This window comes from Massilia frigida, assembly GCF_011682175.1.
GTDB lineage: Bacteria > Pseudomonadota > Gammaproteobacteria > Burkholderiales > Burkholderiaceae_D > Telluria_A > Telluria_A frigida.
On the sequence record NZ_WHJG01000022.1, the window covers coordinates 81,547 to 99,811 of the forward strand.

An 18,265-nucleotide genomic window follows, 5' to 3' on the forward strand; every position below is an offset into this window, starting at 1 on the left:
TCGGCTGTGGATGGGCAATTGACGATTGAATTAAGCAAGCCGGACGACCAGAATGTACGGTTTGCGCCAATTTTGTAGTAAAATTTCACGAAATAAATTCATAAGGAACGACCATGGCGTTGCATCCCGTAGTTGAATCGGTCACCAAACGCATCATCGAACGCAGCCGGCCATCGCGCGCGGCGTATCTGGCGCACCTCGACGCGGCGCGCGTCGACGGTCCGCAGCGCGGCGCGCTGTCGTGTACCAACCTGGCGCACGGCTTTGCCGCCTTTCCCGCCAACGACAAGCTGATGCTCAAGCAAGTGAAGAAGCCGTCGGTGGCGATTGTCTCGGCGTACAACGACATGCTGTCGGCGCACCAGCCGTTCGAGCACTTCCCGGCCATGATCAAGGATGCGGTGCGCGAGGTTGGCGCGGTGGCGCAGTTCGCCGGCGGCGTGCCCGCCATGTGCGATGGCGTCACGCAAGGCCAGCCGGGCATGGAATTGTCGCTGTTTTCGCGCGACGCCATCGCCATGGCGACGGCCATCGCGCTGTCGCACAATATGTTCGATTCGGCCGTGTACCTGGGCGTGTGCGACAAGATCGTGCCGGGCCTGCTGATCGGCGCGCTGCACTTCGGCCACCTGCCGGCGGTGTTCGTGCCGGCCGGGCCGATGACGACCGGGATGTCGAACAAGGAAAAGGCGCGCATCCGCCAGCTGTACGCGCAGGGCAAGGCCACGCGCGACGAGCTGCTCGAATGCGAGTCGCAGTCGTATCACGGCGCCGGCACCTGCACCTTTTACGGTACCGCCAACAGCAACCAGATGCTGATGGAGATCATGGGCCTGCACATGCCGGGCGCCGCCTTCATCACCCCCGGCACGGCGCTGCGCGACGGCCTCACGCGGGCCGCCGCGCAGCGCGCGGTCGCCATTTCGCAGCAGGGCGGCAGCTACACGCCGGTCGGCCAGATCGTCGATGAAAAGTGCATCGTCAACGCGGTGGTGGGCTTGCTGGCCACTGGCGGTTCGACCAACCACACCCTGCACCTGGTAGCCATCGCCAAGGCGGCCGGCATCGTGATCGACTGGAACGACTTCAACGAACTGTCGGCGATCATCCCGATGCTCACCCGGATCTACCCGAACGGCGACGCCGACGTGAACCACTTCCAGGCCGCCGGCGGCCCCGGTTTCGTGATCCGCGAACTGCTCGACGCGGGCCTCTTGCACGACGACGTGACCACCATCCTGGGCAAGGGCTTGCGCGCGCATTGCGCCGAACCGTTCCTCGATGGCGAGAAGGCGATCTGGAAGGAGCTTCCTGCCCTCACCGGCGACGACAGCGTGCTGCGCCCTGCCTCGGCGCCATTCGCGCACGACGGCGGCATGATCCTGGTGGCCGGTAACCTGGGCCGCGCGGTGATGAAAATCTCGGCAGTCAAGGAAGAACACCGCATCGTCGAGGCACCGGCGCTGACCTTCAATTCGCAGGAAGACTTCATGCACGCCTACACAGCGGGCAAGCTCGATCGCGATTTCGTGGCCGTGCTGCGCTTCCAGGGGCCGCGCGCCAACGGCATGCCGGAACTGCACGCGCTCACGCCGGCGCTGGCCAATCTGCAAGATGCCGGGCGCCACGTGGCGCTGGTGACCGACGGACGCATGTCTGGCGCGTCGGGCAAGGTGCCGGCGGCGATTCACGTGTCGCCGGAGATCCTGGCGGGCGGCCCGCTGGGCCTGGTGCGCGACGGCGACATCATCCGCCTCGACGCCACCACCGGCACCCTGGAAGCGCTGGTGCCGGCTGCCGTGTGGGCCGCGCGCTCGCAAGCCACGGCCGACCTGTCGTCCAGCCATATCGGCATGGGCCGCGAATTGTTTACGATGTTCCGCAATGCGATCAGCGAAGCGGAGAAGGGTGCCACCACCTTCCCGCTGCCATCGCCGATTCCCACCACCGTGTCGCTGCACGACACCGCCGACATTGGCGACACCGTGCCCGGCTCCGACGAAGACTTTTTGATCAAGAACCCAAAATGACCATGACCCTACTCGACATCATGCGCTCGGCGAGCGTGATTCCCGTGATCGCCATCGACGATCCAGAACACGCGGTGCCGCTGGCAAAGGCGCTCGTTGCGGGCGGCATCCGCGTGCTCGAAGTGACCCTGCGCACCGCGCACGGCCTGGGCGCGATCCGCGCGATGGCGCAGGTGGAAGGCGCCATCGTCGGCGTCGGCACGCTGACGCAGGCCGATGAATTTGCCGCCGCACGCGATGCGGGCGCGGTGTTCGGCGTCTCGCCGGGCCTGACGCCGGCATTGATCGACGCGGCGCGCAAGAGCGGCTTGCCGCTGCTGCCGGGCGTGATGACGCCGTCGGAAGTGATGGCCGCGCGCGAAGCGGGCTTCCGCCAGCTCAAGCTGTTCCCGGCGGTGCCGGCCGGCGGCGTGGGCATGCTCAATGCCATCGGCGGTCCGCTGCCGGACGTGACGTTCTGCCCGACCGGCGGCATCTCGATCGAGACCGCGCCGCAGTTCTTGGCATGTAAGAACGTGGCCTGCGTGGGCGGTTCGTGGCTCACGCCGAAAGATGCGATCCTGGCCGGCGACTGGGCTCGGATCACCGAGCTGGCCAGGGCCGCTTCCGCACTGCGTTAAGGCGGCGCTGCCGTGCTAGCGTGCTGGCGCGGCAAACCCGGGCGTCGCATGACGCCCGGGGAGATCGGCATGGCGTCGGCCCTGTTCGGCGATGCCATCGATTACGCGCAGGTTCAAGTGCACGCGCGTCACTGGTTCATGCACGAGATGGTAGGGTTCTGTCGCTTTGCACACCGATAATCAAGTATCAGCGGCTGGCCCGGAGCCGGCTCTCCACTAATGAATCAGCCGTGGCCCCGCCTTGGGAGCACGCGTTTCAGATCGATTTCGTAGAGAACTGCGTCGTCTAAAACGTAGAGTACGGCCCCTCTCCCAATCGTTCGGAGAGGCTTCACGGCGACGCCGTCGTCGCCGGTCAGTTCGAATTCGCCTATCAGCGTTGACGTGCCATCCGGGTCAAGACGAACAAGCGTGAACGAGTCGCGTTTGTCGTAGCCACCGGCAAATAGAACGTGTGCAGCGGCGATGGCGAATGCATTGCTGCCCGCGACGGGGACGTTCCAGGTCGAGGCGATGCGCTTCTTGTGGACATGGACGAGCGGGAAGTTCGTATAGTAGCAGCACCATACGTCCTCGGCGCTCGCCACGTTCAGCGCATAGCAATCGATGATCCGGTCTACTGGCCCGACAGGGTCGTACTCGTACACTTTTTCACCCAGTTCATTCCAGGCGACCAAACCGGCAGCGCCCACCGGATCGGGCCATCCGTAGTTTCCTAAAACTCCTTCGTCGAAGTAGGAAGCCCAGATGTCGCCATGCCTGGTCGTTTGGATGGTTTCAAGACCATCGCCGAGTAGAAACGCTCTAAGGAAGGTGCCGTCTCGCGAATAGACGCGCGCATTCAGGTCGACATCGTCTTCCCGTCTATACTCCGAGCGCGAACACGCTAGAAGGAGGTCGTTTCCCAGTGGCTGGATAGTGTGAATGTTGAATCGCTCTCCGTGAATGGCAAGATCGAGTTCGAGTTCGCCTTTGCGAAAGACCAGGACACGGTAACGCTGCGGCGAATCCGGAACGGTTTTCGCGAAGGATGCGAATGCGTTATCCTTTGTACGGTAGTCCAGCGTGTCGAGGGCGAGAAGGACGTACACCTCACCGCCCGGCCCTACGTTGAATGTGATAAAGGTATGTTTGCCAATCGCTTCCTTCAGTGTGTACGAGAGGGTCGGGAGAAGGACTTTTTTCATGTATTGGGACGGGGGAGAATCCGGCTTCCGGATAAGCGCATCCGGTTGTCCGGGGGAAGCAGGAGTAGCGTTCAACCTTTCATAGTAGCTCAGTATCCGCAAAACCAACAATGGACACAATGCTTTCTCAGCACCCGGGGTCGCGCCGTTACCGAACGCTCACCGCAGGCGAAATCAGGATGGCGTCCCTGCTGTTCCGGGATGCCATCGACTACCGGCGCGTGCGCATCCACGGCCGGCGCTACATGCCCTTCCAGCCGAGTAACTGCGCGATGACGCCGAACGGTCACCTGTACTTTCATGCGTCCTGCTTTCTCGACGACTACGCCCAGGCATCCGTCAGTAACCGGCATTGGTTCCTTCATGAGATGGCGCATGTATGGCAGCATCAATTGGGATACGCGGTGCGCCTGCGGGGCGCGGTGCGCATCGGGCTGTCGTACGCCTACGATCTGGCACCGGGCAAGACACTGGCGGACTTCAACATGGAGGCCCAGGGCGATCTGCTGGCCGATTATTTCGCACTCAGGTACCTGAGTTCACCGGTATCGATGCGCCAGCAGCGCTACGCAGACAGCCTGCCACTGTATGAAGAGGTACTGGCTGGCTTTCTCGCTGATCCGGCCAGCGTGGCGAATCTGCCACGCGATTGTGGCCGCTGCATGCTGCATCTGAAGCGACTGGCAAGACGCAAGGCCTAGTCCCAAATCTTGGGGAACTTCACCGTGCGTTCATCGGGAGGGCAGCGCAGCCGGCATCTGCCCGGCCAGCATGGCGGCATTCGTTCCTGTGTGAGATGGTGTAGGGATGGCAGTACCAGCTGGGCTATCCGGTGTGGTGGCGCGTTGCGCGTCGGCTTGCGTTGCCGCTATGAGCTGGGCCAGCAGCGCACGCTGGCCGATGTCCCGGCGCGCCTTGCGGCTTGTAAGATAAATACCTCGACGCTGCGTCAAGTCCCACGCAGCGTTACCGTATGTGCTGAGTCAACACTGTGCGGAGCCAGCCCTCTACTCTTGATGTTTATTTACGACATCATTTCCGGGGGTGTTTCATGCGGCCCAGCCTGCAAATCCTGTGTTGTTTGGTCGCGCTCACGTCCAGCGCGGGCGCATGCGCCGCCCCCCACATTGGCGAACTCGATGTCCGGCAAGGCAGCGGGGGCTTGCCGTGTTTTACGGTCTTCCAGAAGGATGAGCGCCTGTTCGGCTCGCCCGAATTCCGCTCGATCGGCGTGACCGATGTGACGGCGGGCGGGCGTACGCTGATGTGGGCGATGGCGATTCCGCCGGAGCGGGCGTTTCTTGTGACGTTTCGCCTGTGCATACCGTATGCGGGGCGCTTGCCGGTCTTGCCGAAAACGTCAGCCTTGCCGCTGCAGCCGGGCAAGGTCTACGAAGTGCTGATCGATATCAAGCCGCCCACGCTGGCCACCGCGCCACGCGCTTACCGGGCCCGGTTTTGCCTGAGCGGCAAGGCGGATGGCGGGGTGCAGCTTGGCACGCTCAATAGCGTGACAGGGGACGGCAAGAACCGGCCTGGCTGCGCCGGCTAGGACTCCGAAACGGGGTGTCGCCGGCGAAGGTGTTGTCCCCGCACAGGCTAAGCCTTAATCATAAGAAATTTCGCTTTACTTGCAACACCATCTCCGCGATGTCGCGCTGCTTCGTGCCATCTCTGCGTTCGCTCAATCCAGCCTTGCTTTCGTTCCTCTACTGTCGTTTAAAGATTCCAAGCGGAAATATCTTAAACCGACAACAGTGGACTGGGACATGGAGACGATTTCCTATTCTGAATGCTTGCAAGACCTAGTGGGCGAGCGCCAGCACGACCGCCTGTTGCGCTTGTCCTTTCCCCACGATGACGGCCCCGTTGCGCAATTGCTCGTGAATCAGCTTCATGCGTCGGAAGGATTGTCCCGGCCGTTCGAGTTTATCGTCGAACTGTTGTCGGACGATCCAGGCATTGCGCTGAAAGCAGTCCAGGGAAAGCTCATGTGCATCGAGCTGGTGCGCAAGGATGGCAGCCTGCGTCATTTTTCCGGAAGGGTATTCGGTTTTTCGCTGAAACGCGTCGATGGCGGCGTGTCGTTTTACGAAGCGCGGCTGGCGCCGTGGTTCAAGTATCTGAGCCTGCGCAAGGATAACTATCTGTTTCATTACACCACCCTGTATGAGCAGGCGCGGAGCATCTTCGGGGATTACGCCAACCTGGCCGATTGGGAATGGCGGGTGCAGGGGGCGAGCGGCATGATGACGGATTGCTGCCAGTTCGACGAGACCGACAGCAATTTCCTGGAGCGGCGCTGGGCCACCGCCGGCATTTTTTATTGGTTCGAACACAACGCCACTGGCCATACGCTCGTGTTATCGGATGATTCGAGTGCGGCTCCTCCAATTGACGGCGATCCGGAGATTGCCTTCCAGCGTCATGGCGGCGCAGTGGAGGAGGACGGCATCGGCGAATGGTCGCCGGGGCGCCAAGTCACGGCGGGCAGTATCGCGCTGGCATCGTACGACTTCAAGTCGCCGCAGCCTGCGCTGACTTCCTTGCCGACCTGTCATCGGCAAGGCGAGGTGCTGCATGTCGAGTCTTACGAATACACGGGCGCGTTTGGATTCAAGGATGGTGGCGATGCGCGGTCGGTGGCACAAACCCGCATGGAAGCGCTGGAAGCGGCTGGCAAGAGCTTCAAGGGCGCTGGCAACAGCCGCCATGTCATGCCGGGCCGCTGGTTTCGTCTTACCGGTCATGTCGACCGCGGGGCGATGGAGCATGACGAGCAGGCCAGGGAATTCCTCATCGTCGAGGCGATTCACAGCGCGAGCAATAACTACCATGTGAGTTCGACGGCGCCGTCCCATTACGACAATGAACTGCTCTGCGTACGAAAAATCGTCCCCTGGCGCGCTCCCCGCAGCCATAACAGCAGCGAGACGAAAATTCACGGCATTCAGACGGCCACTGTCGTCGGCCCCGCCGGCGAAGAAATTCATACCGATATGTATGGCCGGGTACGCGTCCAGTTTCATTGGGACCGTGCCGGTGCCAGTGACGAAAAGAGTTCGGCCTGGATTCGGGTCGCGACGCCCTGGGCGGGTGAAAACTTCGGGATGGTGTCGATCCCGCGCGTCGGGACGGAAGTGCTGGTGCAGTTCATGGATGGAAATCCGGACCGGCCGATCATCACGGGCATGGTGCCGAATGCGAATACCCTGCCGCCATGGGCGCTGCCGGCGAATAAAACCCAGAGCGGCATCCTGTCACGCTCGACGCCGGGCGGCAGCTACGACAACGCGAATGCCTTGCGCTTCGAGGACAAGAAGGGGCAGGAGCAGTTATGGCTGCATGCGGAGAAGGATCAGCTGACTGAAGTCGAACACGACGAAGACAAGTGGGTCGGCAACGACCGGCGCAAGACGGTCGACCGTGACGAAACCAGCCGCATCAAACGCGACCGGACCGAAACCGTCGACCGGGACGAAGCGATCACGGTGCACAACAACCGCACGGAACGCGTCGACCGTGACGAGCGTATCAGCATTGGAGAGAACCGCAGCGAAGTCGTCGGCATCGACGAATCGATCTCCATCGGCGGCAACCGCAGCGAGACCGTCGGCAAGAATGAAACGGTTAGCGTTGGCGTGAACCGCAGCAAGACGGTTGCCAAAAACGAGAAGGACAAGATCGGTAAAAACTGGTCGATCAATGTCGCGCGGATGAAGACCGAGACGATCGGCATGGCGTCGATGCAGAACGTCGGCATGGGCCGGATCGATACGGTGGGCATGGCCTACAACCTGAATGTCGGCATGATCATGGCGACGGTGGTCGGCAGGAGCCAGACGACCAAGGTCGGCAAGGTCGTCTCCGTGTCCGCAGGTGACAGGATAGAGCTGGTGTGCGGTGGTTCGAAATTCGTCATGACGCCGGATGCGATTTACCTTGAAAGCAAGGACATTCATATCAAGGCGAGCGGCAAGGTCCATGTTGACGGGCCGGGGGATGTGCTTCTCAATTCGGGCGGCGCCGCAAGCCCGCCGGGAGACGATGGGGAGAAAGCCACATGATGGCGGCCGTCTCCGAGGAGGAGAGGCCCGCCAGCGACGCGGGGACATGCGCCACCATCCATAACCATACGGGCGTACCGCATTTCTGGTTTCAGCAGTCCGGTCCCGAAGGCGAACGTCTCGATGTTCTGGTGGTGCGCGCCACCTTCGACTTTGCCGCGCACGGCGAGCGCGTGACTCTCGCTGCGGACCAAGATCCCATCGTTGCCGGTGATGTGTACAGCGGACCGGCATCGGCCGATCCGCTGCGCGCGGTGATCCAGGAAGATGGTGATTTAGTGCCGTATAAACCCGGCACGGATATCCTCGTCAGCGGCCGCGCACTGGCGCCCGGCGGGGTCCCGCGTACGCAGTGGATCGCGGGACTACGCGTTGGTCATCTCAAGAAATTGGTACGCCTGCATGGGCCGCGCCAGTTTCGCAAGCGGGTGTTTGGCTGGCGCGTCGGGCCGGCGTCGCCTGTGGAATCTGTCTGTCTCGATTACCGGTTGGCGTATGGCGGCTGCATTGACGTGGGCGCTGAATTCACCGGCGATGGTGGACCCGACACGATCAGGCATTGCGCCAATCCGGCGGGAATCGGCTGGTTGCCAAAGCCCGCCGATTACCGGCATCTCGGGCGGTCGGGGCGCGCCTTCGTCGCGCGCTGGGTGGCCGGCCAGAAGGTACTGGATGCTCCGCAAATCGAAGCTGCGCTTGATCCGGTCACGCATCCATTCCAGCATCTGGCGCCCCAGGGCTTGGGGGCGATTGCACGCTGGTGTACACCCCGGGTGAATTATCAGGGGGACTACGACGCGCGCTGGCGTGCCACCCGCTATCCGCTGCTGCCGGAGAATTTCGACGCACGCTATTTTCAGAATGCCCCGGCCGACCTGGTGGCGACCCCGCATCTGCGCGGCGACGAAATCGTGACGATGACCGGCCTGCTGGCGGAACGAACCGACATGGCGCTGCCTGGGTGGATGCTCATTGTCGTGGCCAGGCTGGCCGGTGGGAGCGATGTGGTCAGCGTGCCGCTGCTCGACACCCTGCGTTTCGACCTGGACCGGCGCCAGGTGTCGATTGTGTGGCGGACCCACTTCGACTACCACGATCCGGTGGTGGACATTGCGATTGCTTCCACCCGTATCCCGAATCGGGAACGTGGGTGACGAGCCGGTAGTGCAACCATTGAGCGGGGTGGATGATGGGTCAGGTCCGACATATCGCGCATGCTGACGGCTGGCTGGTCGTCGCCACGGAGCCTGATTTGTGCCAGGTCGGCAAGTGCGTGGTGGCGTTCAACAGCTTCGCACAGCTCGATTACAAGTACGCGGCGTCGCCGGATGTGAAAGCGCGGGGAACGCCGGTCTACCGCGTCGGCGATCTCTTCAGGAAAACGCACGCGAATGCGGGCGCGCACATTGTGTCCGGCACCTCGCTGTCCACAGGCTATGTGCAGATCCTGGAGGGGCATTCCAACGTCAAGGTCAACGGGATTGCCGTCGCGCGTCACGACAGCGGTTGCCGTATCAATTGCGACAGCGCGGGCATGGGCGGTGCGCGCGGGCAGGTTGTGACAATGGCCAAAACTGTGGCGTCGCCACCGGCGAAGGGCACCGCCGCGCCGGCCGGCGCTGTGGTGCGTATCAGCAAGAAATTGTTGGCGCTCAAAGCACTCCGGGAGAAGGTGATTGCAGGACGCCTGGATTTCGATGCGTTCGACGAGTTCGTCGATTTTGACAGGACCAATTCTGTGTTGGATGGCTGGATCGGCAAGATCCAGGGGACACCGGGAACGGTCAGTGATTGGGATGCGCAGCTCGGACGCGGTTTGCTCGGCGGTGCGAAGGACCTTGCCTTTGGCTTAAGCGAACTTTTCTACGAAGGGATGAAGGGTGTCCCCAAGCTGGTGCGCCGATTTGGTACGGTGGATGGTCAGCTGCTTGCGGCGCTTGATGAGCAGATTTTTCTCGAAGAAATTAGTCTTGGCAATGTCAATACGACGAGTATCGCGCAAGATGCAGGAAAGCTTGCACAAGCCATAGCCCGGCCTGTGACCAATCCATGGACGAAGGGGCAGTACGTTGAATCGATATCGCGGGGTGGATTCGAGGTCATCACGTTCGGGTTTGGCTTGCTGAAAGCTGGACGTGCTGCGAAAACGAAAAAGCTGTTGGATGTGGCTAAAGCCAAGGATGCGGCGGCAGCCGCTACAACCGCTAGTGCTTCTGCTGCCACAGGAGTAATCACGCCAGCTGCGACAGGTGCTCCTGCAGCTCGCGGCGGCATCTATATTTCACATGCTCCCAAGAGAGCGCGTCCGCCACCCAACGGATTTAGCGGTCCAAACGGGTACAAGACGCTTGGAATCACTGACGGTGCAATTATGACGCCTGAAGGGCGCGCTTTGATAAATTCATACACTTCTCAAGGCATTGATCTTCCTACATCAGCACGTCTTGCACAGGAGTTGATCGAAAGTGGCTCTACGTTGCCAAAAGCAATCGATTTGATGCCCGGAGATGTTTTATATAAAATTGTCCCTGATGGGAAAATGCCTGGAGAGTATTCTGCATTTTTCGCCACTAAAGACGAAATATCCAAGTTAAAAAATATGAGTTATGATCAAATAGCTGACCGGATTGGTATTCCATTGGAGAGTCAACAAACTCTGCGATTTGATATTGTGGAGGTTGTCGCAAAAAAGCCGGCAACTGTATTTGAAGCAGTTATTGCCCCGACTACGCAAAATGGATATCGCCAACCTGGAGGCGGTATTCAAACGCTTATCACTAATCGCGGCAATTTTACCGCTCCTATTGTGATTGGAAAAGTGCCATGAGTGTAACGAAGAGAAGACTTGTAAAGCTATTGAAGGATACCTATTTTTATGCAGAGGTCGATGAGCAACGACTCAGGCGTGAAACAATGGTGTTGTTAGATTATATGCGGAATCATATTGATCCAAATAATGATGAGCACGAGGTTTGGAAATGGGTGATGCCGCTGTGTGAACGTGTATTAGCGGGCACCGTTAATTTGCCGGTACCTTTCTCCGAATTGCCCCTAAAATATGCAGTTCGTGAGCGACTGTTGACACCGGAATTCGAAAAAGTTCTGGCTGAGTTCAGCTTAACCATTTCCGGATCTCCTCGCGAAGTTTATGAGGAAATTGTCATCGACGGTGTGAGGCATGCGTATGTAGAGTTTGAGGAGTAAATGCGGTTTGGATGTTTATTGATGGCGTACACGAGAGGCTGTCAGGTCGACCTCCTCATGCGCCAGCACAACTGCACCAGAAATCACTTCTGCCCCGCAAACTCAAACTCCACCAGCGCATCGTCCGGCCAGCTCGCATCGTGCAGCGGTACCACGTACGTCATTCCGTCCGGGCCAACAGCCCCGGCCGGCGCAGTCACGGTGCGTTCTCCCGCCACCATGCGATAGCCCGCAAGCGCGCGCGGCGCCAGCTGGATCACGTGCACGCGCGCGTTACTGCAGGGGCCGCCTAGCGTCGTAATCAGCGTCCGCTTGACGAACGGGAGGTCCTGGCGGTCCACCGCCCAGCGCACTTCGCATTCCAGCCGTATATCCCCCAGGCGGCGCGCGTTGGCCGGCACCTCGGGCGTGTGCACGTCCGGGCGCCAGCGGAAGCTGCCTTTCTTGCGGTTGAGGATGATTTCGGCGTCCTCGTCCAGCGCCGCCTGATTGCGCGGCATCGCAAACGTCCCATCGGCCGCCAGCGGCACCCCGATGCTGGTCTCGTTGCCGGCAATCCGGATCGTCACGCCCTCGATGCTGGCGTCCGCTGCGCTCGGGCGCAGCAGAAAGCGCAGGGCCGAGGCTGGCGCCAGCGCGTGCTTGCTGTCGAACGCGTCCAGCCCGGCAACAAACGCCCGGTAGGTCTTGAAGTCGGGATCGCGCAGCGCGTTGACCTGCACCGTGTCAACTTCCTTGACGGCGTCGGCCTCCTGGGCGGGAGCGGTGCCGGCCGCGAGCATCATGGCAATCAGTAAGGTGAATTTCATCTAGTCTATTCGTAACGCAAACAATCGACCGGCAGCAGCCTGGACGCGCGCCGTGCCGGGTAAAAACCGAAGAACACGCCCACCAGGCTGGAAAAGCCGCAGGCAACGATCACGGCGGACAGGGTGATCACGACCGCGAACTTGCCGGTGGCGGTGATCGCCGCCGCCAGCCCCACGGCGATGGCGATGCCGAGCACGCCGCCAGCGAGGCAAATCACCACCGCCTCGGTCAGAAATTGCAGCAGCACATCGCGCGGCTTGGCCCCGATGGCCATGCGGATGCCAATCTCGCGCGTGCGCTCGGTCACCGACACCAGCATGATGTTCATGATGCCAATCCCGCCCACCACCAGCGAAATGGCGCCGATCACGCCGAGCAGGGCGGCAATGCCGGCGCTGATCTTGCCGGCCGTCTCCGCGAACGAGGCCAGGTTGTCGATGCGGAAGTCGTCCGGCTCCTCGAACTTGATGTGATGGCGGTCGCGCAAGGTTTCGTTGATGTCTTCGATGGCATCGAGCAAGTTGCCGTCCGATTTGCCCTGCGCCACGACGTAATGCACATTGTCCGGAAAGGGATTGCGGATCAGGTGGGCGCGGGCGGCGGTGATCGGCACCAGCACCAGTTCCGACAGGTCCGGCCCGTCGACCTGCTTGCCTTCGCCATGCAGCACGCCAACGACCTGGAAGGCGACGTTTTCGATGCGGATATATTTGCCGAGCGGGTCCATCTTGTAGAAGAACTGGTCGGCCACCTTGTGCCCGATGATCACGCTGCGCGAGGCGGCGCGCACGTCGGCTTCGCTGAACACGCTGCCGAGCTCCATCTTCCAGTTGCGGATCTTGAACATGGCTGGCGTCACCCCGCTCACGCTGCTCGACGCCGTTTCGTTGCCGACCGCCAGCTTGAAGCCGCCTTGCAGCGCCGGCGCCGCGCCGGACAGGCTGGACAGCGAATTGAGGGCGGCCGCATCGGCCAGCGTCAATGCGGGGGCGGCCCCGGCGCGCATGCGCTGGGCGGCGGCGCGGTTGCCGCCGGGCGAAATGAACAGCATATTCGTGCCCAGCGCTTCGAGTTCCTTGCCGATGAAGCGCTGCATGCTGTCGCCCAGGGCCAGCAGCAGCACCACCGAGGTAATCCCGATGATGATGCCGAGCATGGTCAGCGCGGTGCGCAGGCGGTTCGCGCTCATCGAACGGAACGCTTCGATCACGACCTGGAAGAAATTCATGGCGCGCCTCCGTGTGCCAGCACCTGCTGCTCGTGGCTGAGCGCCAGGTCGCGCAAGCCCTCGGCGGCCGGGCCGTCGTACAGCACACGCCCATCTTTCAGGCGCATCAGGCGCTTGCTGTACGCGGCGATGTCGGGCTCGTGCGTGACCAGCAGGATCGTGATGCCACGCTCGCTATTTAATTGCTGGAAGGAGCGCATGATCTCGACGCTGGTCTGGGTGTCGAGGTTGCCGGTTGGCTCGTCGGCCAGGATCAGCGGCGGATCGCCCACCAGCGCGCGGGCGATCGCCACCCGTTGCTGCTGGCCTCCGGACAATTGATTGGGCGTGCGCTTGGCGTACTCGGCCAGCCCAACCCGGTCCAGTTCGACCAGCGCCTTGGCATGCGCTTTGGCGCGCGAGACGCCGGCGTAGATCAGCGGCAAGGCCACGTTCTCGGCCACGCTCATGCGCTTGATCAGGTTGAAGCTCTGGAACACGAAGCCGATGGTCCGGTTGCGCACGGTCGCCAGTTCGGCGCGCGACAGGGTCACGGTATCGATGCCGTTGAGCAGGTAGGTGCCGCCGGTGGCCTGGTCGAGGCAGCCGAAAATATTCATCAGGGTCGACTTGCCCGAGCCGGATTGCCCCATCACGGCCAGAAAATCGCCGCGCGGCACCAGCAGGTCGATGCCGAACAGCACTTGGGTTTCCATGCTGCCCGAAAAATAGCTTTTCGTGACCTGGCGGATATCGATCAGCGGCGTGTCCTGCGCCGGCATCAGAACTCGCTCTTGGCGCTGGCGTTGGCGCGCGTGATGACTTTGTCGCCTTTTTTCAGATCGCCCGACAGCACTTCGGTGTAGCGGAAGTTGGACAGGCCGATCTTGATGTCGACCGGTTTGGCGGCGTTCTTCTCGTCGAGCTTGTAGACCTTGAAGATGCGTGCTGTTTCGCTCTTGCTGCGGAAGGTGATGTCGTCATCTTCGGCCGGCGGCGGCACGGCGGGCGGCGTCTTGCCGTCGGCCTTTTGTTTCTTCTGTTCTTTTTCCAGCTCTTCATCGCTGAGGCGGAAACGCAGGGCGGCCGTGGGAATGCGCAGCACGTTGGGACGGTTGCCGACCACCAGGCGCACCTGGGCCGTCATGCCGGGTTTCAGCAATTCTTCCTTGTTTTCCACGTCGAGCACGACGTTGTAGGTGACCACGTTCTGCACCACGTTCGCCGCCAGGCGGAACTGGCGCATGCTGGCCGCGAATTCCCGGTCGGGATAGGCGTCGACCACGAAGTGGGCCGGCTGGCCATCTTTCAGCGCGCCCACGTCGGCTTCCGAGACGCTGGTGTCGATCTGCATCTTGGTCAGGTCCTTGGCGATCTGGAACAGGTTTGGCGTGGTGAAGGAGGCCGCCACGGTCTGGCCCAGGTCGATGGTGCGCTTGATCACGACGCCGTCGATGGGGGCGCGGATCACGCTGTTGTCGAGGTCGGCCTGGGCGCGTGCCAGTTGCGCTTCGGACAGCTTGATATTCGCCTTGGCCACGTCCAGCTCGCGCCGCGCCTGGTCCAGGGTCAGGCTGGACACGTAATTCTGGGCCACCAGCCGTTCGTTGCGCTCGAAGTTCGCTTGCGCCAGCCGCATCGAGGCCTGGGCCGAGGCCAGCCCCGCTTCGACCTGGCGGATCTGGGCGTTGAAGATGGTCGGGTCGAGTTTGAGCAGGACCTGGCCCTTTTTCACGTGGTCGTTGAAGTCGGCCTTGAGCTCGACCACCGTGCCCGATACTTGCGAGCCGACATTGATCAGCGCCACCGGGTTGATGGTGCCGGTGGCCGTGACGGTCTGGGTGATGGTGCCGGTGTCGACCGGCGCGGCGCGGTAGCGCGACTCCGGGATGACGGGCGCTTTTGTCGATTGCAGGTAGGCAGCGCCGGCGGCGCCGGCAGCGGCCACGGCGATCAGGATCGCTACGCGTTTCCGGGTAAATAGTGTCATGGGCTTCAACAAGTCTGGCGCGGCAGCGCGACGTTGTAGTGTCCGCCATTTATGCTAATTAGGCAACATGCATACGCGTAACTTTTTCATCCTGGGGGCAAATGTCGGTGATGCCGATCACGTTGTTCAGGCGCGCCATGAACAGGTCGAGCAGGTCGGCGTCGGGGGCGCGCAGGTTCAGGAAGACGGTATCATCGCCGGCGCGGCTGTCGAGCGCGAGCGCGGCCAGTTGCAGGCCGCCGCGGCGGGCAATGGCCAGCACGGCTTCGAGGGTGTCCAGGGTGGCCGTCTTGGAGACGGAGAAACTCAGGGGGAGGTGGCTATCGTTCATGTTGAAAGGATATCCGGAGGGCGGCGGAATAGGCTTTTGAAGTAGGGGGAGCTTTTTAGTTTTCCGGAAGATTCTTCTGTTGGGAATGTGATATCGTGGAAATTCTTCTTTTGGAATACGAAAAGCCATGAATGCTGCCGAACTTGATGAGATTGACCGCAAAATCTTGCGCGAGCTGCGCCGCGATGGACGGATTTCCAATACGCAGCTGGCCGAGAAAATCGGCCTGTCGGCGTCGCCATGCTGGAACCGGGTGCGGCAGATGGAGGAGGCGGGGGTGATCGAGGGCTATACGGTGCTGCTGAGCCAAAAGGCGCTGGGCGTGCCCGATACGGTGATGATCGAGGTCACGCTCGACCGGCATGATGACGATACCTTCGAGCGCTTCGGACAGGCGCTGGCCGATATGCCGGAAGTGCTGGAAGCGTATTTGCTGACCGGGGAGTACGATTACCTGATCAAGGTGGCGGTGGCAGGCACGGCGGGGTATGAAGAGTTTTTGCGGCGCAGGTTGTACAAGCTGCCGGGATTGCGGCATAGCAGGTCGACGTTTGTGTTGCGGGTGATGAAGCGCAGTTATTCGCCGGAGCCGTAGCCTCTGTCGTTCCCGCGAAGGCGGGAACCCAAGTTTGTTGAACCGCCACTCGGCAACAGCACGAACTTGGGTTCCCGCCTTCGCGGGAAGTCGTTTCTGCCAATGGCAGGAACGACGGTTTCGAGGTTTGTGGCCTTGCGAGGGAAACGTACCAACATCAATGTTAGGACTAACTAAACCTCACCACCTGGTTACGGCCCGCCGCCTTGGCCATGTACAGCGCCCGGTCCGCTTCGCCCAGCAGCACCGCAATATCGCTCGGATTTTCCAGTGCGTGCGTCGCCAGGCCGATGCTCACCGTCACATGGTCGGTCTGCTCGGCCTTGGCATGCGGAATCGCCAACGCGGCAATGCGCTCGCGCATCTTCTCGGCCAGCGTCTGGCTGTGTTCCGCCGTCATCTCCGGCAGGATCACCGCGAACTCTTCCCCGCCATAGCGCGCGATCAGGTCGGCTGGCCGCTGCAGCATGGCCGCCAGCGCGTGCGCCACCTTGATCAGGGTGTCATCTCCCTGCTGGTGCCCGTAATGGTCGTTGTAGGGCTTGAAGAAGTCGATATCGATCATCAGCAGCGACAGCGGCGTGCCGGAACGCTTGGCGCGCCGCATTTCCTTGTCCATCGCCACATCGAAATGGCGCCGGTTGGCGATCCCGGTCAGGCCGTCCGAAAATGTCTGCGAGCGCAGTTCCAGCGCCTGGTCGCGCAGCAGCCGTTCGCGGTTGACCGCCACGCTGACGTCGGTAATCTGGATCAGGCAATGGCGCGCCAGCCCCGGCACCTCCAGCGGCGTCACCGCCACGGCTTGCTGCATGCGCTCGCCCGCCTCGCGCGCGGCGGCGTTGACGAACAGCCCAAACGGGGCCTTGTGCAAGGTCTGCGACAACACCGATGGAAAATTGTCGCGCAGCGCCTGGCGCACGGCGCTGTCGATACGCTTGCCGCCCAGCTCGGGGAACAGTGCAAAAAAATCCTGCCCCACGACACGCTCGGCGCTCAGCTCCGAATACTGGCTCATCCAGCGGTTCCAGACCACCACGCGCTGTGCATGGTCGAGCACGATCGTGCCCAGATTGATCGCGCCGAGCACGCTCTCAAGCATGCCCTGGCCGGGTGCCGCAGCGTCCGCCATGTCAGGCCGGACCCATGATCTTGGCAAGGTAGCGGTCGACCTGGTCTTGCAGGTCCTGCAGCGCGGTCAGGTCGAGGATGAAGGCAACATAGCCGTGGATCTGGTGTTTTTCGAGGATGAAGTCGATATGCAGCATCAGCACCACGGTATCGCCCTGGCCGCCGGTGGCGCTCAGGATTTCTTCACTGGTGCCGACGTGGTACTCGGGCAGGGACCCACTCAATTCTTGCGCAAAGATATTCGCCAGGGTGCCGACGCAGGAATTGAGAATGATGTTGCCGATCTCGCTCAGCGCTTCCTGCTCCATTTCCGTCAATTCCTTGAGCGGCACCGACTCGCCCACCATCAGGCGCACGATATCGAGGCTCTTGTCTTCGGGGAACATCAAGATGGCTTCGGTCTTGAACGCGCCTTCGTAGTGCTGGCTGACGCCGCATACGCGCGCACTGTCCTTGTTGCCGAGCATCTCAGCGGCTTCAGCACGGTTGAGGAAGCTGATCGACGGTACCGACATCGTCACTTTCTCATTGACGATCTCGCTCATCGACTTGGCCGCATGACCTACGCCGATGTTGAAGATCTCGACCAGCGCATCGTGCTGCAGTTCGCTGAGATTGAACGTGCTCATTCCAGGGCGCCGTCCAGGGCGCCGTCCAGGGCGCCGATCAGGGCGTGCATGCGCGCTTCGGTGATGGGCTTTTCCATGAAACCGATGCCCAGTTCCGTGGCGCGGTTGCGGGTGGCGTTCTGGACGTTGGCGGTGACGAGGGAAATGTGGGCGTCCGGGCAAGCCGCGCGCAGGTGCTCGGCAGCGGCCAGGCCGCCCATGCCGGGCATGTTGACGTCGATCAGAATCAGCACGGGAGAGAGGGTTTTCACCTTCTCGATCGCTTCTTCGCCGGTGCCGGCTTCTTCCACCTGCCAGCCGGGCTGCCGGCTGAGGATGAATTGGCGGGCCATCAGCCGCGACACCCGGCTGTCATCGATGACGAGGACAGTTTTCGTTTCGTTCATGTCACTTTCCCAGGGAATCTATGCATCAAGGCATTTTCGCATAGTTTCCCACCCCGTATAGGTAAAACGGGGCAGCCGTGG

At 61.6% G+C, this 18,265-nt stretch carries 18 protein-coding genes; 9 read left to right on the top strand and 9 right to left on the bottom strand.

Features of this window, described 5'->3' with window-relative positions; translation table 11 throughout:
- The first annotated feature begins 113 nt into the window (after window positions 1-113).
- Together edd and eda are read left to right on the top strand one after the other, a co-directional pair.
- Window positions 114-2,030, top strand: coding sequence for a phosphogluconate dehydratase (gene edd, locus F2P44_RS20105; protein WP_167088825.1), 1,917 nt, complete (start codon window positions 114-116; stop codon window positions 2,028-2,030).
- The gene (eda, locus tag F2P44_RS20110; protein WP_167088826.1) at window positions 2,027-2,650 is read left to right on the top strand and encodes a bifunctional 4-hydroxy-2-oxoglutarate aldolase/2-dehydro-3-deoxy-phosphogluconate aldolase; all 624 of its coding nucleotides are present in this window, start codon (window positions 2,027-2,029) and stop codon (window positions 2,648-2,650) included. The genes edd and eda overlap by 4 nt, the downstream gene beginning before the upstream one ends.
- 224 nt (window positions 2,651-2,874) lie before the next feature.
- Here the strand turns inward: eda and F2P44_RS20115 are convergent, their stop codons facing one another.
- Entirely contained in the window at window positions 2,875-3,837 is a 963-nt protein-coding gene (locus F2P44_RS20115) for a YxiH-YxzG fusion protein (protein ID WP_167088827.1), read from the bottom strand.
- Window positions 3,838-4,016: 179 nt separating this feature from the next.
- Between F2P44_RS20115 and F2P44_RS20120 the strand changes: the two genes are divergently transcribed.
- The 6 genes from F2P44_RS20120 (at window position 4,017) to F2P44_RS20145 (ending at window position 11,108) form a co-directional block, all read left to right on the top strand.
- On the top strand, window positions 4,017-4,538 hold the full coding sequence (locus F2P44_RS20120) for a Rhs element Vgr protein (protein ID WP_167088828.1): 522 nt from the start codon (window positions 4,017-4,019) through the stop codon (window positions 4,536-4,538).
- Between the two features lie 350 nt (window positions 4,539-4,888).
- On the top strand, window positions 4,889-5,389 hold the full coding sequence (locus tag F2P44_RS20125; RefSeq protein WP_167088829.1) for a hypothetical protein: 501 nt from the start codon (window positions 4,889-4,891) through the stop codon (window positions 5,387-5,389).
- 217 nt (window positions 5,390-5,606) lie between these two features.
- A complete protein-coding gene (locus F2P44_RS20130) occupies window positions 5,607-7,904 on the top strand; it encodes a type VI secretion system Vgr family protein (protein WP_167088830.1) in 2,298 nt (765 codons plus the stop codon).
- Window positions 7,901-9,058: a DUF2169 family type VI secretion system accessory protein gene (locus tag F2P44_RS20135; protein ID WP_167088831.1), complete on the top strand. Its 1,158-nt coding sequence runs from the start codon at window positions 7,901-7,903 to the stop codon at window positions 9,056-9,058. The genes F2P44_RS20130 and F2P44_RS20135 overlap by 4 nt, the downstream gene beginning before the upstream one ends.
- 32 nt (window positions 9,059-9,090) lie before the next feature.
- Window positions 9,091-10,731 carry a DUF4150 domain-containing protein gene (locus F2P44_RS20140; protein WP_167088832.1) on the top strand — a complete coding sequence of 547 codons (1,641 nt, stop codon included), beginning with the start codon at window positions 9,091-9,093 and terminating at the stop codon, window positions 10,729-10,731.
- Entirely contained in the window at window positions 10,728-11,108 is a 381-nt protein-coding gene (locus F2P44_RS20145; RefSeq protein ID WP_167088833.1) for a hypothetical protein, read from the top strand. Before F2P44_RS20140 ends, F2P44_RS20145 begins: the two co-directional genes overlap by 4 nt.
- 83 nt (window positions 11,109-11,191) lie before the next feature.
- On the opposite strand, the gene F2P44_RS20150 is transcribed toward F2P44_RS20145, so the two are convergent.
- From F2P44_RS20150 to F2P44_RS20170, 5 genes are read right to left on the bottom strand one after another with little or no spacing between them, the layout of a single operon-like run.
- Window positions 11,192-11,917, bottom strand: coding sequence for a hypothetical protein (locus F2P44_RS20150; RefSeq protein ID WP_167088834.1), 726 nt, complete (start codon window positions 11,915-11,917; stop codon window positions 11,192-11,194).
- Window positions 11,918-11,922: 5 nt separating this feature from the next.
- Window positions 11,923-13,146: an ABC transporter permease gene (locus tag F2P44_RS20155; protein WP_229423644.1), complete on the bottom strand. Its 1,224-nt coding sequence runs from the start codon at window positions 13,144-13,146 to the stop codon at window positions 11,923-11,925.
- On the bottom strand, window positions 13,143-13,907 hold the full coding sequence (locus F2P44_RS20160; RefSeq protein WP_229423645.1) for an ABC transporter ATP-binding protein: 765 nt from the start codon (window positions 13,905-13,907) through the stop codon (window positions 13,143-13,145). Before F2P44_RS20160 ends, F2P44_RS20155 begins: the two co-directional genes overlap by 4 nt.
- On the bottom strand, window positions 13,907-15,115 hold the full coding sequence (locus F2P44_RS20165; protein ID WP_167088835.1) for an efflux RND transporter periplasmic adaptor subunit: 1,209 nt from the start codon (window positions 15,113-15,115) through the stop codon (window positions 13,907-13,909). The genes F2P44_RS20160 and F2P44_RS20165 overlap by 1 nt, the downstream gene beginning before the upstream one ends.
- A gap of 58 nt (window positions 15,116-15,173) precedes the next feature.
- Window positions 15,174-15,446 (bottom strand): hypothetical protein, encoded by a 273-nt coding sequence (locus F2P44_RS20170; RefSeq protein WP_167088836.1) that lies wholly within the window; start codon window positions 15,444-15,446, stop codon window positions 15,174-15,176.
- A gap of 127 nt (window positions 15,447-15,573) precedes the next feature.
- Between F2P44_RS20170 and F2P44_RS20175 the strand changes: the two genes are divergently transcribed.
- Complete coding sequence (locus F2P44_RS20175) at window positions 15,574-16,041, top strand: Lrp/AsnC family transcriptional regulator (protein WP_167088837.1); 468 nt, start codon at window positions 15,574-15,576, stop codon at window positions 16,039-16,041.
- 169 nt (window positions 16,042-16,210) lie between these two features.
- Here F2P44_RS20175 and F2P44_RS20180 read toward each other — a convergent pair whose 3' ends face one another.
- Genes F2P44_RS20180 through F2P44_RS20190 form a run of 3 tightly spaced genes read right to left on the bottom strand, consistent with a single transcriptional unit; the run spans window position 16,211 to window position 18,184 of the window.
- Entirely contained in the window at window positions 16,211-17,170 is a 960-nt protein-coding gene (locus F2P44_RS20180) for a sensor domain-containing diguanylate cyclase (RefSeq protein ID WP_229423646.1), read from the bottom strand.
- Window position 17,171: 1 nt separating this feature from the next.
- Window positions 17,172-17,798 carry a chemotaxis protein CheC gene (locus F2P44_RS20185; protein ID WP_167088838.1) on the bottom strand — a complete coding sequence of 209 codons (627 nt, stop codon included), beginning with the start codon at window positions 17,796-17,798 and terminating at the stop codon, window positions 17,172-17,174.
- Entirely contained in the window at window positions 17,795-18,184 is a 390-nt protein-coding gene (locus F2P44_RS20190; protein WP_167088839.1) for a response regulator, read from the bottom strand. Before F2P44_RS20190 ends, F2P44_RS20185 begins: the two co-directional genes overlap by 4 nt.
- Window positions 18,185-18,265: the final 81 nt, after the last annotated feature.